13 protein-coding genes are annotated in these 15,134 nt (G+C 48.3%); all 13 read right to left on the reverse strand.

Features of this window, described 5'->3' with window-relative positions; translation table 11 throughout:
- Positions 1 to 5: 5 nt before the first annotated feature.
- Positions 6 to 740 carry a 4-hydroxy-tetrahydrodipicolinate reductase gene (dapB, locus tag A1sIIA65_RS04410; protein ID WP_095676362.1) on the reverse strand — a complete coding sequence of 245 codons (735 nt, stop codon included), beginning with the start codon at positions 738 to 740 and terminating at the stop codon, positions 6 to 8.
- On the reverse strand, positions 737 to 2,014 hold the full coding sequence (locus A1sIIA65_RS04415; RefSeq protein ID WP_095676363.1) for a M16 family metallopeptidase: 1,278 nt from the start codon (positions 2,012 to 2,014) through the stop codon (positions 737 to 739). The genes dapB and A1sIIA65_RS04415 overlap by 4 nt, the downstream gene beginning before the upstream one ends.
- A gap of 4 nt (positions 2,015 to 2,018) precedes the next feature.
- On the reverse strand, positions 2,019 to 4,220 hold the full coding sequence (locus A1sIIA65_RS04420; protein ID WP_095676364.1) for a polyribonucleotide nucleotidyltransferase: 2,202 nt from the start codon (positions 4,218 to 4,220) through the stop codon (positions 2,019 to 2,021).
- 162 nt (positions 4,221 to 4,382) lie between these two features.
- Complete coding sequence (gene rpsO / locus A1sIIA65_RS04425) at positions 4,383 to 4,652, reverse strand: 30S ribosomal protein S15 (protein ID WP_095676365.1); 270 nt, start codon at positions 4,650 to 4,652, stop codon at positions 4,383 to 4,385.
- 142 nt (positions 4,653 to 4,794) lie between these two features.
- Positions 4,795 to 5,682, reverse strand: a complete 888-nt coding sequence (locus A1sIIA65_RS04430; protein WP_095676366.1) for a bifunctional riboflavin kinase/FAD synthetase — start codon at positions 5,680 to 5,682, stop codon at positions 4,795 to 4,797.
- Positions 5,683 to 5,700: 18 nt separating this feature from the next.
- Positions 5,701 to 6,576 carry a tRNA pseudouridine(55) synthase TruB gene (gene truB / locus A1sIIA65_RS04435; protein WP_095676367.1) on the reverse strand — a complete coding sequence of 292 codons (876 nt, stop codon included), beginning with the start codon at positions 6,574 to 6,576 and terminating at the stop codon, positions 5,701 to 5,703.
- 10 nt (positions 6,577 to 6,586) lie between these two features.
- Positions 6,587 to 7,018, reverse strand: coding sequence for a 30S ribosome-binding factor RbfA (rbfA, locus tag A1sIIA65_RS04440; protein WP_095676368.1), 432 nt, complete (start codon positions 7,016 to 7,018; stop codon positions 6,587 to 6,589).
- 2 nt (positions 7,019 to 7,020) lie between these two features.
- Entirely contained in the window at positions 7,021 to 9,726 is a 2,706-nt protein-coding gene (gene infB, locus A1sIIA65_RS04445) for a translation initiation factor IF-2 (protein WP_095676369.1), read from the reverse strand.
- A gap of 190 nt (positions 9,727 to 9,916) precedes the next feature.
- Positions 9,917 to 10,894, reverse strand: coding sequence for a transcription termination factor NusA (gene nusA / locus A1sIIA65_RS04450; protein WP_095676370.1), 978 nt, complete (start codon positions 10,892 to 10,894; stop codon positions 9,917 to 9,919).
- The gene (rimP, locus tag A1sIIA65_RS04455) at positions 10,894 to 11,370 is read right to left on the reverse strand and encodes a ribosome maturation factor RimP (protein ID WP_095676371.1); all 477 of its coding nucleotides are present in this window, start codon (positions 11,368 to 11,370) and stop codon (positions 10,894 to 10,896) included. Before rimP ends, nusA begins: the two co-directional genes overlap by 1 nt.
- A 61-nt stretch (positions 11,371 to 11,431) precedes the next feature.
- A complete protein-coding gene (locus A1sIIA65_RS04460; protein ID WP_095676372.1) occupies positions 11,432 to 12,211 on the reverse strand; it encodes a sulfite exporter TauE/SafE family protein in 780 nt (259 codons plus the stop codon).
- A complete protein-coding gene (locus A1sIIA65_RS04465; RefSeq protein ID WP_095676373.1) occupies positions 12,211 to 13,944 on the reverse strand; it encodes a proline--tRNA ligase in 1,734 nt (577 codons plus the stop codon). The genes A1sIIA65_RS04460 and A1sIIA65_RS04465 overlap by 1 nt, the downstream gene beginning before the upstream one ends.
- Before the next feature lie 21 nt (positions 13,945 to 13,965).
- Positions 13,966 to 15,117 (reverse strand): flavodoxin-dependent (E)-4-hydroxy-3-methylbut-2-enyl-diphosphate synthase, encoded by a 1,152-nt coding sequence (gene ispG / locus A1sIIA65_RS04470; RefSeq protein ID WP_095676374.1) that lies wholly within the window; start codon positions 15,115 to 15,117, stop codon positions 13,966 to 13,968.
- Positions 15,118 to 15,134 lie beyond the last annotated feature (17 nt).

Here is a 15,134-nt window from a genome sequence, read left to right on the forward strand (position 1 = left end):
TCTCCCTACATAAAGTTTTCAAGGCCGAATGTCAGCCCTGGATGTGTAATTACCTGACGAACGCCAAGAAGTACTCCTGGCATAAAACCTACTCTGTCGATGGAGTCATGACGAATTGAAAGTGTTTCACCAATTCCGCCGAGCAATACTTCTTGGTGAGCAACAAGTCCACGCACACGAACTGAGTGCACCGGAATATCTCCCACAGTTGCACCACGTGCACCATCAAGTGATGACGTTGTCGCATCAGGCATGGGTGCTAGCCCTGCCTCTTTACGAGCTTTAGACATGAGATCTGCTGTACGCGCTGCTGTTCCTGATGGTGCATCGACCTTATTAGGGTGGTGCAGCTCAATAATTTCTGCAGATTCGAAGTACTTTGCAGCCTTTGTTGCAAACTCCATCATCAAGACAGCACCGATGGCAAAGTTAGGCGCAATCAGAACGCCTGACTTAGATGAGGCTAAGAGACTCTTAATCTTTGCAATACGCGCATCATCGAATCCAGTAGTTCCGATGACTGCATTTATGTTCTTTGAAATCAAGAATTCAAGGTTAGCCATCACTGAATCTGGAGTGGTGAAATCAACGACTACCTGTGCTCCGTTTGAAACTAGAGCGTCAAGTGAATCACCGAGATCGAGCGCTGCTACGAGTTCAAGGTCAGAGGCTTCATTAACAGCCTTAACAACTTCAGAACCCATGCGGCCACGTGCACCGAGTACTCCTACTTTGATCATTTTTGAAGCACCTTCTCAAATTTAGATTCGTTCTTAAATGGACCGACAAGAGCAAGGGTAGGCGTTTTGACCAAGAACTCGCTGGCAATTTCATGAATGTCTTGGGCGCTCACGCGAGAGATAGCTTTGAGAATGTCATCAAAATCCATAACTTGGCCATAAACGATTTCATTCTTGCCGATGCGGCTCATCCGTGAGCCCGTATCTTCCTGGCTTAAGACCAGAGAGCCACGGACTGCGCCCTTTGCGCGCTCAATCTCTTCATGTGTCATTCCATTATCGGCAACATCAGATAAGACGCTTCGGATAATTTCGACAACTTCAATAGCCTTTGTTGGATTACACCCTGCATAGAAACCAAGAACGCCAGAGCCTGCAAATTGCTGAGCATAGGCATAGACAGAGTAAGCAAGGCCGCGCTTCTCACGGATCTCTTGGAATAGACGCGATGACATTCCGCCACCGAGAGCTGCAGAGAGAACGCCCATTGCAAAGCGACGATCATCTGCTCGAGCAACGCCTTCCATGCCATAGAACATATGAGCTTGTTCGCTCTTCTTATACATCAATCCAACTGATTGCTGCTTCGTATTCTTAATAGGAATATTGGGACGGATCACAGGAGCTGCCATCACATCAAGGAAGTTATCCCTTGAGAGAGCTTGCTCAACCATTGCAACGACACGCTTATGTTTGATATTTCCGGCAACTGCCACGACAAGGTCCTGCGGAAGATACTTCTTCTTATAGTAATTAAAGACAGTATTACGAGACATTCCCTTGATGGAATTAACGGTTCCAAGAATCGGGCGACCGATCTGGGTATCTCCATAATAGGTATCGCTAAAGAGATCATGGACGAGATCGCTCGGATCATCATCACGCATTGCGATCTCTTCTAGAACTACCTTGCGCTCTGCATCGACATCGAGTGCAGTCACAATGGATGAAGTAATGAGATCGCTGACAACCTCAATTGCCATTGGAAGATCTGTGTCGATTACGCGTGCATAGAAGCAGGTGTATTCCTTGGAGGTAAATGCATTCATTTCGCCGCCAACAGATTCGATAGAAGATGAGATATCTAGCGCTGTGCGGCTTGTCGTTCCTTTGAAGAGAAGGTGCTCTAAAAAGTGAGAAGCACCAGCAGTTGCCGGTGCTTCATCACGTGAACCTACATTGACCCAGATTCCCACAGCAGCGCTGCGCACTGACGGAACTTCTTCCGTAACAATGCGCAGGCCACTTGAGTGAACTGAGCGTTTGACTGACATCTACTTATTCAGCAGCTGGAGTCGTTCCATCTTCGAGAACTGGAACCAATGAGAGCTTGCCCTTTGGATCAATCTCGCCGATTTCAACCTGAATCTTGTCGCCAACCTTCATGACTTCTTCAAGGTTTTCAATGCGCTTTCCACCATGCATCTTGCGAATCTGAGATACGTGGAGCAAGCCATCTTTACCTGGCATCAATGAAACAAATGCACCGAATGTTGCAAGCTTTACGACGGTTCCGAGGTAACGCTCTCCCACTTCTGGCATCTGTGGATTAGCAATGGCATTGATCTGTGCGCGAGCAGCTTCTGCTGAAGGCCCATCGGTTGCACCGATATAGATAGTTCCATCATCTTCAATAGAGATATCTGCGCCAGTTTCATCTTGAATCTGGTTGATGATCTTGCCCTTAGGCCCGATTACTGCACCAATCTGATCTACAGGAATCTTTACAGAGATGATGCGAGGAGCGTATTGGCTCATCTCATCCGGTGTATCGATTGCTTCGTTCATGACATCGAGAATCGCAAGACGCGCTTCCTTTGCCTGGTGAAGTGCGCCAGCAAGAACAGATGCAGGGATTCCATCGAGCTTTGTGTCCAGCTGTAGAGCTGTAACGAAGTCCTTTGTTCCTGCGACCTTAAAGTCCATATCTCCAAATGCATCTTCTGCACCGAGGATATCTGTAAGAGCTACGTACTCAATCTTTCCATCGACAGTATCTGAGATCAGACCCATTGCAATACCTGCAACAGGAGCCTTAAGTGGCACGCCTGCTTGAAGCATTGACAGCGTTGATGCACAGACAGATCCCATAGATGTTGATCCATTGGAACCAAGTGCTTCAGAGACCTGACGGATTGCGTAAGGGAACTCCTCACGTGTTGGAAGTACTGGAATCAAAGCACGCTCAGCAAGTGCACCGTGGCCGATTTCGCGGCGCTTAGGTGTACCAACACGACCTGTTTCACCAGTTGAATATGGTGGGAAGTTGTAGTTGTGCATGTAACGCTTTGATTTATCAGGGCTCATAGTGTCGAGCTGCTGCTCCATTTTGAGCATATTCAGAGTTGTTACTCCAAGAATCTGAGTCTCACCGCGTTCGAAGATTGCTGAACCGTGAACGCGAGGAATCACTTCAACTTCAGCTGAGAGCGCACGGATATCGCGAAGACCGCGACCATCAATACGGATCTTGTCGCGAAGTACGCGCTGACGAACAAGCTTCTTTGTCAGTGAGCGAAACGCTGCAGGAACTTCCTTCTCGCGGCCTTCAAATGCTGCTGAGACAGATTCCTTAGTTGCAGCTGAGATCTCATCGATCTTTGTTTCGCGCTCTTGCTTACCTGAGATCGTAAGTGCCTTTGCAAGGTCATCCTTGGCAGCCTTTTCAACTGCAGCAAATACATCATCTTGGTAATCAAGGAACACTGGGAATTCAGCTGTTGGCTTTGCAGCAACTGCTGCAAGCTTTGACTGTGCTTCACAGAGAATACGAATAAATGGCTTTGCTGCGTCCAGTCCCTGCGCAACGATCTCTTCAGTAGGCGCCTTAGCGCCTTCTGCAATAAGACCAATTGTGCGAGTTGTTGCTTCCGCTTCCACCATCATGATTGCTACATCGTCAGCTGTGACGCGACCTGCAACGACCATATCGAAAACAGCGTTCTCGACCTGTGAATGGTTAGGGAATGCAACCCACTGCCCTTCGATAAGTGCAACACGCACTCCACCGATAGGACCTGAGAATGGCAAACCTGCAAGCTGTGTAGACATTGACGCTGCATTGATAGCAATGACGTCATACATGTGGTCTGGATCGAGTGCCATAACTGTCACAACGATCTGAACTTCATTACGAAGTCCCTTAATAAATGATGGACGCAATGGGCGGTCGATCAAACGGCAGGTAAGAATTGCCTCTTCTGATGGACGACCTTCACGACGGAAGAATGAACCAGGAATCTTGCCAATGGCATACATCTTCTCTTCAACATCCACTGTAAGTGGGAAGAAGTCGAATTGATCCTTAGGTGTCTTTGATGCTGTTGTTGCTGAGAAGATCATTGTCTGATCATCGAGATACACAGCTGCAGCTCCTGCTGCTTGCTTTGCGAGACGTCCTGTTTCGAACTTAATCTCGCGCTTTCCGAACTTTCCGTTATCGATAACGGCTACTGCTGTCTTAACGTCTTGACCCTCCATGGGTCCTCCTTTGTTTCAAATTCCAAGGCACGTAGATTGCACCTTAGAGCGGTAACTACACGCGAGGCGAAACAAATGAATCTTCGATCGAAGTTCACAGATGCAAACATCTGGAAACCACTACCGAGGACCATTGTCCCCCGGCGTGTAATTAATTCTTAATTAGCGGCGAATACCGAGCTTCTCGATAATTGCGCGATAACGATTGATATCTGTCTTCGCGAGGTACTGAAGGATGCGACGACGCTGACCTACGAGCAACAAGAGACCACGACGGTTGTGGTGGTCATGCGGGTTGGTCTTGAGGTGAGTTGTAATGTCTTCGATACGACGGGACAAAAGAGCGACCTGAGCTTCAGGGCTTCCTGTATCAGTAGCTGATGATCCGTACTTCGCAATGATTTCTTTCTTTACTTCTGGTGTTAATGACATATCTGTATTTCCTTTTCATGTTAAGTACATCAGTACTGTTCAAGAGGCTTCCCGGTTTGAATCACGGGAAATCACTTTCTCGTTGGACAGAGGGAAGTTTACCTGTGGGCTATGGATAAGTGAAATTGAGGCTGGAATACGCCTATTTCTCCGTTAATTCTCGGGCCTGATCGCAATCTTTCTTCATCTGCTCAAGAAGTGGTTCAAGACCATCGAATTTCAGAGTCGGACGTAAATACCAACCAAATTCAATCGATGCGTTCTTGTCATAGAGCTCAAGACCTTCTTGATCGAGTGCATACGCCTCAACTTGACGACCACGAGCACCTTCAAATGTTGGATTCGTACCAATTGAAATTGCAGCTGGCCAGAAATTAATGCCAACCGTCAACCAACCTGCATACACGCCATCTGCTGGAATTGTCTGCCCATCAATATTTCCTAGGTTTGCAGTGGGATATCCAATTTCACGCCCACGCTTTTCACCATGAACAACTACTCCATCAAGGCGATGGGGGCGAGATAAAAGCTCACGCGCCTTCTCAACATTTCCTTCAATCACCAGTTTGCGAATACGTGAAGATGAGATGACTTCAGTATCTGCCTTAAGTTCCTGCACATCAACTGTGAAGTTGTGTGTGAGTCCAGATTTGATCAAGGTATCAACGCTTCCAGCAGCTTTATGTCCGTAGGTGAAGTTCTTTCCCACAATCACGGTGCTTGCATGAAGCTGATTGACCAACACAGTCTCTACGAAATCCTCCGGTGACATCGCAGCAAACTTCTCATTGAACTTCATGACAGCTACTTGATCTGCGTGATGAATCTTGAGTAACTCAACGCGATCTGCCAAGGTGGTAAGCATTGTGGGCGCTTTATCGGGTGCAAAGACAGTTGTTGGATGAGGATCAAAGGTAAGTGCCACAATCGAACGTCCATCAGCAATCTCTTTGGCGTGATTGAGCAGAAGTTGATGGCCCTTATGGACGCCATCAAAGACGCCTATGACTACGACGCTGCTCTGGCTCATACTCGAATCTTGCCTTACCTAGTTCGCCGCTGCAAAGACAGCAATCGGCTTAGCCTTGCCGCCTTCATCTTTCAGAAGTGCAATCAGATGATTATCCGGAGACATTGCAGCGTTAATGACTGTATTTCCATTTTCAGATAGTGGGCGACCAAATGAGAGTTCTTTGACTTCATCAACTGATAGCTCACGGGGCGTGAAAGTCACACGAGCAACATCGGAAAGGCCCAGCGCCGTGAATTTCTGCGCTTTCAGATCTTCAAAGCTCACAGCATCTTTCTCGCTAAAGCCAGCAACGCGCGTGCGGCGCAGAGCGCTGAGGTGTCCCCCAACGCCAAGACCATCACCTAAGTCGCGAGCAATGGCGCGAATAAATGTGCCGGCAGAACATGTAACTCCGATATCTACTTCAGTAGTTGCAGCAAGGTGGCGAATAGCAAGAATATCGAGTTGAGAAATAGTCACACTGCGAGCTTCGAGTTCAAATGTCTCACCTGCTCGAACGCGATCATATGCACGCTCTCCCCCGACTTTAACGGCAGAGACTGATGAAGGGCGTTGTGCAATCGTTCCAATCATCGCTTTAAGAATCTTTTCAATATCGGCATCTACAACCTTTGAGGCATCGGTACTGGTAAGTACTTCGCCCTCTTTATCATCTGTGACAGTAGATGCGCCAAGAACAATGGTTGCAACATAGGACTTGTCACCATCGGTGATGTATTGCAAAAGACGAGTTCCATTACCGAATCCCAGTACAAGAATGCCTGTGGCCATTGGATCAAGAGTGCCCGCGTGACCTACTTTGCGTGTGCCCAATGCTTTGCGTCCCACCGCAACAACATCGTGGCTCGTCATTCCGCCCGCTTTATCGACAACAAGGAAGCCATCAACCATGAGAAATTACTTACTCTTCGATTTTAATACGTGGGACCTTATAAGCATCTTCAACAACTGGCTTTGCATTCTCGCGCGCCTTTGCAACCTCTGCATCGAGTTGGTGAACTCGCTCAAGGAGAGTGTCTAGTGCTTTGGCAGATTCTGGAAGACCATCAAGGATAAATTCAAGAGAAGGCGTAATGCGAGTTCCCAAATCTTTGCCCACAGCGCTACGAATAACACCTTTAGCTGACTCAAGTGCTGCTGCAGTTGCAGCACGCTCTTCTTCGTTACCGAGAACGGTATAGAAGATAGAGGCGTTCTGGAGATCTCCAGTCACACGCGCATCGGTAACAGTGACAAAGCCAAGACGCGGATCTTTAATCTTTGTCTCAAGCAGCTGTGCCACTACTACCTTGATGCGGTCTGCAACCTTGTGGCTGCGATGTGAATTTCCCATTGTTAAGCGCGCTTCTTCTCACGCATCTCGAAGACCTGAATGATGTCTCCAACCTGAAGGTCTGCACCCTTACCGACGCCGATACCGCACTCAAAGCCTTCTTTGACTTCAGTGGCGTCATCCTTAAATCGCTTGAGAGATTCGATTGTGACCTCTTCTGCAATGACTGCTCCATCACGCATAACGCGTGCCTTTGCATTACGTCGAATGATTCCTTCGGTAACGATGGAACCGGCAATGGTTCCAACCTTAGAAGATTTGAAGAGATCGCGAACTTCTGCGCTACCCAATACAACTTCTTCGTATTCTGGCTTGAGCAGACCCTTAAGGGAGAGCTCAATCTCCTCGATAGCGTTATAGATAACAGAGTAGAAGCGAACTTCAACACCTTCTTGATCAGCGAAGATTGCTGTCTGTGGTTCAGGCTTAACGTTAAAGCCGATCACAACTGCAGTAGATGCTGATGCAAGAGTGATATCGCTCTTGGTAATTGCGCCTACGCCGCGGTGGATAACACGAAGATCAACTTCTGCTCCAACATCGAGTTGCATAAGTGCATCTTCGAGGGCTTCCACAGAACCTGAAACGTCACCCTTGAGGATGAGGTTAAGAGTTGAGACCTTGGACTGCTCCATAAAGTCTTCAAGTGAAACCTTCTTACGAGCCTTAGCAAGCTGAGCATTACGTTCTGCTGCCTGACGCTTCTCAGCGATCTGACGTGCGGTGCGGTCATCTTCTGCAACGAGGAACGTGTCTCCAGCGTTTGGAACAGAGGTGAATCCGAGAACCTGCACAGGACGTGATGGACCTGCAACATCAACATTTTCACCGTGTTCATCGAGCATCGCACGAACGCGACCAAATGAACCACCGGCGACAATTGCATCTCCGACCTTCAAAGTTCCGCGTTGAACAAGAACTGTTGCAACAGGGCCACGACCACGATCGAGGTGAGCTTCAATAGCAACACCACGAGCATCATCGGCAGCGATTGCGCGAAGATCAATTGCAGCATCTGCTGTGAGGAGAATGGATTCGATAAGTGCATCGACTCCTTCGCCCTTCTTTGCAGAGACGTTTACGAAGATTGTGTCTCCGCCGTACTCTTCTGCGATCAAGTTGTATTCGGTCAATTGCTGGCGGACCTTATCTGGGTTCGCCCCTTCCTTATCAATCTTGTTGACTGCAACAACGATTGGAACATCAGCTGCTTGAGCGTGGTTAAGCGCTTCAATTGTCTGAGGCATGATGCCGTCATCTGCTGCAACAACGAGCACAGCAATATCTGTGACCTTTGCACCGCGAGCACGCATCGCCGTAAAGGCTTCGTGGCCCGGTGTATCGATAAAGGTGATTGCGCGGTTAACGCCATCATGATCATGGTGAATTTGGTAAGCACCGATGTGCTGAGTAATTCCACCCGCTTCGCCCTTAATGACTTCAGTCTTACGAATTGCATCAAGAAGAGATGTCTTACCGTGATCAACGTGACCCATGACAGTTACTACTGGTGGGCGCGCAACGAGATCATCAGGGTTCATATCTTCTAGCTCTTGAGCCAGATCGATATCGAAGTCCTGCAAGAGCTCACGATCTTCATCTTCAGGAGAGACAATCTCGATCTGATACTTAAGCTGTGCTCCTAGAATTTCAAATGTATCTGCATCCACAGATTGTGTTGCAGTAACCATTTCACCAAGGTGGAATAGCGCTGAAACTAACGCTGCTGGATCTGCGCCAATCTTCTCGGCGAAGTCTGCAAGCGATGATCCACGACGCATACGAATCTTTGTCTTGCCATCGCCGTGAGGAATAACTGCGCCACCAAGTTGTGGTGCCTGCATATTGTCGAACTCTTCGCGCAGCGCCTTACGAGACTTCTGCTTACGCTTTGAAGATTTACTTGCATTCTTTCCAAACGCTCCTGCAGTACCGCCACGACCTGGACCGCGATTAGGACCGCCGCCGCCTGGACGTTGTGGACCACCTGCTGCACCACCTGGTGCACCACCAGTTGCACCTTGTGAACGATATGGACCTGATGATGTTGGTGCTCCACCTGTTCGTGGTGGGTAATTACCTGTTCCTGTTCCAGCACCTGCAGGACGCGCTGCACCTGGACGCGCTGCAAAACCTGGACGCACAGAACCTGGACGCGCTCCTGCCATTCCTGGACGAGGTGCTCCCGTTCCTTGTGGTCGTTGTGGTGGGCGAGGAACTGCGCCACCTGTTGAGAAAGGATTATTTCCAGGACGTGGTGGGCGCGGAACCGCACTGCCTGTTGAGAAAGGATTATTTCCTGGACGAGGCGCCGCTGGAGTTGTTGGTGTTGTTGGTGCAGGAGTTGCAGCTGCTTCACTTGCTGCAGCCTTCGCCTCTTCATGTGCAACCTTTTCAGCATCGCGTGATGCCTTCAGCGCTGCAAGATCGACACCAAGTTCGGCGGCAAGTTCTGCAGCTAACTCTGGGTTTACTTCGGCAGTCTTCTTTGAGGCAGCGGTCTTCTTTGCAGCTGCCTTCTTAACTGGCTTCGCATCGGAAACTGGCTTTGCATCTGGATAGAGCGCAACTAACTTGCGGACTACAGGTGCTTCAACAGTTGATGAAGCTGATCGGACGAATTCGCCCATTTCTTGGAGCTTTGCAAGGACTTCCTTGCTCTCCATACCGAGTTGTTTTGCCAACTCATGTACGCGGACCTTTGACACATTTCTCCTGTCTTGGCCCGCATAAATACTTGTGGGATGCGAGCCCTAGTTGTTCGACCTCATGATGTAAACGAGCTCATTTGAGTTTCATATCTTTCGCATCCATTTCGTTAATAACGCGGCGCTTGCGTGCCTGCGTAATGTGCCTAGTCTAGCGAATCAGGGTGGAATTCCCTATTTCATGCGGGGGTTATGCCGTTGGTAGCGGGGTATCAGGATGGATATCGATACGCCAGCCTGTAAGGCGAGCTGCAAGACGAGCATTCTGCCCATCTTTACCGATAGCTAATGAGAGTTGGTAATCAGGGACAATTACCTTTGCTGAGCGCGATAGTTCATCAACGATTGTCACGCTACTGACTTTGGCCGGAGCCAGAGCATGTGCAACATATTTGGCTGGATCTTCATCGTAATCGACGATGTCAATCTTCTCTCCATTGAGTTCATCCATCACAGCGCGAGAGCGTGCACCGAGTGGTCCAATGAGAGAACCCTTGGGTGAAACACCAGCACGATGTGATTTCACAGCAATCTTCGTGCGATGGCCAGCCTCTCGTGAGACGCCCATAATTTCAACAATTCCATCTTTAACTTCAGGAACTTCCAGAGCAAAGAGTTGCTTCACAAGGCCCGGGTGGCTGCGAGATAACATAATCTCTGGACCTTTTAACCCTTGCTTTACTTCAACAACGAAACATTTAATGCGTTCACCGTGTGTATAGACCTCACCTGGAACTTGTTCTTGAGGCGGAATCTTTCCTTCAATACGACCAAGGTTGACGTGAATCATCTTTGGATCGCGACCTTGCTGAATAATTCCTGAAATCACATCTCCAACAGATGCCGTGAACTCACCAACGATTTCAGCATCATTAGTAGCACGCATCTGCGTCTTGATGGTTTGGCGCGCAGTCGATGTTGCCATGCGGTCAAAACCTTCAACTTCAAGAACATCTTCACTCACACGCTCGCCTAGTTCATTAAAGGTCGGAACATAGATTGCAATATCGCCTGTCTCACGATCGAGTTGAACGCGCGCATAACGATTAGCTTCAGGAGTCTCTGCATAAGAGGTCAGAATCGCTGCTTCAATCATTTGAATCAACTGTTCAAGGGGCATGCCCTTTGCATCGGTCAGAAGTACCAGTGCTGGAATATCGACGCCCATTACTTGTCGCCTTCTTTGCGATTAAATTCAATTTCAACTTGTGCGCGCTTAATATCGGCCAAAGAGATAACTACTTCTTTCACATCCTTCTTCTCAGTCACAGATAGAGTCAGGTCGCTATCGGTATTGGAAAGAATTCGACCTGTGATGACAACGCCATCGGTCTTGGTCACCTTAAGAAGACGGTCAACATTCTTAGCAAAGTGGCGAGGAATTGTGAGCGGGCGATCGATTCCAGGAGATGTCACTTCCAGGGTAAATGGAGTCTCCCCCATAAAAGTTGCCTCATCGAGAAGTTCTGAGACGAGCTTTGAAGCCACGGTAACTTGATCAAGATTAAGTGCGCTCTCGCCATCGACGATGACTGTGACGATGCGGTGCTGTCCTGGAGAAACAAGATTGACATCTTCAAGAAAATATCCAGCTTTCTGTAGCGCTGGAGTGATGTATTCAGAAATCTGGTCTTTAAGTGCCATCTTCGTGCCGTCCTATTCGATTGTTATTCAATTGTTTTTTTGGTGCCGTGCAGAGACAAATTTACTCTAAATAGAGCGAGTATCCAAGTCGCAGAATGAGAAGGCCTGTAACAATCAGATAGAAGATTCGGATAAAGGATGAGCCCTTCTTAATCGCCATATGCGAACCCATATATCCACCTGCAAGATTTGCCACTGCAAGAACAAGCCCAAGCTTCCACATCACACCAATGGTCAGTCCAACAACGATGATGGAAGCTAGATTCGTTGTTGCATTAACGACCTTTGCAATTGCCGATGCGCCCACGAAGGCAAAGCCCATGAGCGCAACCAGGGCAATCATCAAGATTGTTCCTGTGCCAGGCCCGATAAGTCCGTCATAGAAGCCGATGATGAAAGCAGCAACGGATCCAATAACCATTAACTTCTGTGGCGAATGCTTTTCGACATGCTCTTTCCCAAGTTCAGGCTTCACAAGCGTATAGAAAAAGATTGCAATCATGACGAAAAATATTGAGCTCTTATAACTTCCAGCAGATATTCGAGATGCCAAGTGCGCGCCGATACCTGAGCCGATAAAGGCTGGGATGACCATCGCAATGAGTAACTTGGGATCTGTCTTGATAAATTTACGGTACTGAATGGCCGCAGTAGTTGTTCCAAAGAAGGCGGCAGTCTTGGAGGTTGCAACAACTTCTACAGGGTTACGGTCTGGGAATGAGAGCAACATCGCAGGGGTCTGAATCAGCCCTCCCCCGCCAGCAATGGCATCGATAAAGCCAGATGCAAACATCGCAACGCCAAGCAGTATGAGATTTAGTGCAGTGAGATTTTCAAGCATTAGCTCAATGTAGGAAGCAGGCCAGCGATGAAATCAACTGCTGATGCAACTGCAACTTCAGATTTATCCCCGCTCCTGCGAACACGGATTTCAACATTTCCTTGTTCCAGAGCCTTGCCCACAACGACAATCACAGGGATACCAATCAACTCAGCATCTTTAAACTTAACTCCAGGGCTTGTGCCACGGCGATCATCGATCATCACGCTAATTCCGCGAGCTTCAAGATCTGCCGAAATCTTCTCTGCTGTTTCAAAGACTGCATCTTCTTTTCCAGTTGCAACAACGTGGACCTTGGCAGGTGCAACCTCAACAGGCCATGAAAGACCAATCTCGTCATAGCTCTGTTCAGCAATTGCTGCTACCGCGCGTGAAACACCGATTCCATAAGAGCCCATAGTGACAACCTGTGATTTGCCGTTTTGATCTAGAACTGTGAGGCCAAGTGCATCTGCATACTTGCGCCCTAGTTGGAAGATGTGGCCGATTTCGATAGCGCGATCAATAATTACTGGTGTTTCACACTTAGGGCATGCATCACCTTGTTTAATCTGTGCAGCTTCCACATAGTGATCGACAGTGAAATCGCGACCGCTGACAACATTGCGAGCATGCTTATCTTTAGCATTGGCACCTGTCACCCATGATGTTCCTGGTGCAATACGAGGATCTGCATAGACAGTGATGCCGTTCTTCTTCGCATCTTGTGGTCCGATGTACCCCTTCACAAGTCCTGTGAACTTTGCAAAATCTGCATCCTCAAAAACGCTGATGTCATTAACGCCGGCAAGATTTGCCTGCAAGCGCTTGAGATCTACTTCGCGATCACCTGGAACGAGTACGGAGATAGGAGTTTTATCTGCCATCAACATGACATTCTTAAGCGTCATTGACCCGTCATATCCCCCACCGAACTTTGCATTGAGTAATTCAACAAGGGTGTCGATAGTGGGCGTATTAGGTGAATCAAAGACTTCAAGGGCTGCAACACCTGATGCATCACTTGCTGCAACAACTGTCGTCATCGCCTCAACATTTGCGGCATAGCCACACTTCTCACAGAGAACGTATGTATCTTCACCGGTCTCGCATGGCGCTAAGAATTCCTCCGATGCAGATCCACCCATCGCGCCAGAGACGGCGCTGACGATGTTGTATTTCATACGAAGGCGATCAAATGTCTTGATATATGCCGCGCGGTGGCGCATATAGGACTCAACAAGGCCTTCATCGGTAAGGTCAAATGAGTAAGAATCCTTCATCACAAATTCACGGCCGCGGATAATTCCAGAACGTGGGCGCGCTTCATCGCGATACTTAGTCTGGATTTGATAGAGAGCAAGGGGTAAATCTTTATAGGATGAATACTCACCCTTGACCATCAGGGTAAACATCTCTTCATGTGTCGGGCCTAGTAAGTAATCAGCACCCTTGCGATCTTGAAGGCGAAAGAGATCTGGGCCGTAATCATTCCAGCGACCTGTTACTTCGTATGCATCTTTAGGAAGTAGTGCTGGAAAGTGAACTTCTTGAAACCCAGCCTTATCCATCTCATCGCGAACAATGTTCTCAATGTTTCGAAGTGTGATGACTCCCAGTGGAAGCCATGAATAGACACCTGCGGCAATTCGGCGAATATATCCAGCGCGGACTAGAAGGCGATGGCTTGGAACTTCAGCATCTGCTGGGTCATCGCGCAACGTGCGCAAGAAAAGGGTGGACATTCGCAACATATCGCGAACCCTACCCGACCTTTAGGAGGTTGTGACGGAAGGTACTCCTGATGCAACGCCTGCGGCTTCCATCTCTTCAGCAAGACGCATAGCTTCTTCAATTAAAGTTTCAACAATCTGAGCCTCTGGCACTGTCTTAATGACTTCACCCTTAACAAAGATTTGCCCCTTGCCATTTCCAGATGCAACACCAAGATCTGCCTCGCGTGCTTCACCGGGACCATTCACAACACAACCCATGACAGCAACGCGAAGTGGAACAGTCATTCCCTGAAGTCCCGCCTGTACTTTCTCAGCCAGCGTGTAGACATCTACTTGTGCGCGACCACATGAAGGACATGAAACGATCTCAAGTTTACGTTGACGCAAATTCAACGATTCAAGAATAGAAATACCAACCTTGACCTCTTCAACGGGAGGCGCTGATAGAGAAACACGAATAGTGTCGCCAATTCCTTCTGCTAGAAGGATTCCAAATGCTGTTGCAGATTTAATCGTTCCTTGAAAAATAGGGCCAGCTTCAGTCACACCAAGGTGCAACGGATAATCACACTTTGCCGCCAAGATGCGATAAGCATTAACCATAGTGACAGGATCGTGATGCTTGACAGAAATCTTAATATCGCCAAAACCATGTTCTTCAAAGAGGGATGCTTCCCAGAGCGCAGATTCAGCTAGCGCTTCAGGAGTTGCCTTTCCGTATTTTTTAAGAAGTCTTGGATCAAGTGAACCTGCATTAACGCCAATGCGAATAGGAATTCCAGCATCTCCTGCAGCCTTAGCAACTTCCTTGACCTTGTCATCAAATTGCTTAATGTTGCCTGGGTTCACACGTACTGCGGCGCACCCAGCATCAATAGCTGCAAAGATGTATTTAGGTTGAAAGTGAATATCTGCAATGACAGGAATCTGTGACTTCTTAGCAATCTGTGCGAGTGCATCTGCATCATCTTGTGATGGAACTGCAACGCGCACGATCTGGCAACCAGAGGCGGTAAGTTCTGCAATCTGCTGCAGCGTTGCATTGACATCAGATGTCAGCGTTGTACACATCGACTGAACGCTGACCGGTGAATCAGAACCTACGCCAATAGATCCAACCTTGAGCTGTCGCGTCTTGCGACGCGGATGCAAGGTAGGAGGTGGTGCGCTAGGAATTCCAAGATCAACCATGACCCGTATTCTGCCTT

The sequence above is a fragment of the Candidatus Planktophila dulcis genome, from assembly GCF_002288225.1.
Taxonomy (GTDB): Bacteria; Actinomycetota; Actinomycetes; order Nanopelagicales; family Nanopelagicaceae; genus Planktophila; species Planktophila dulcis.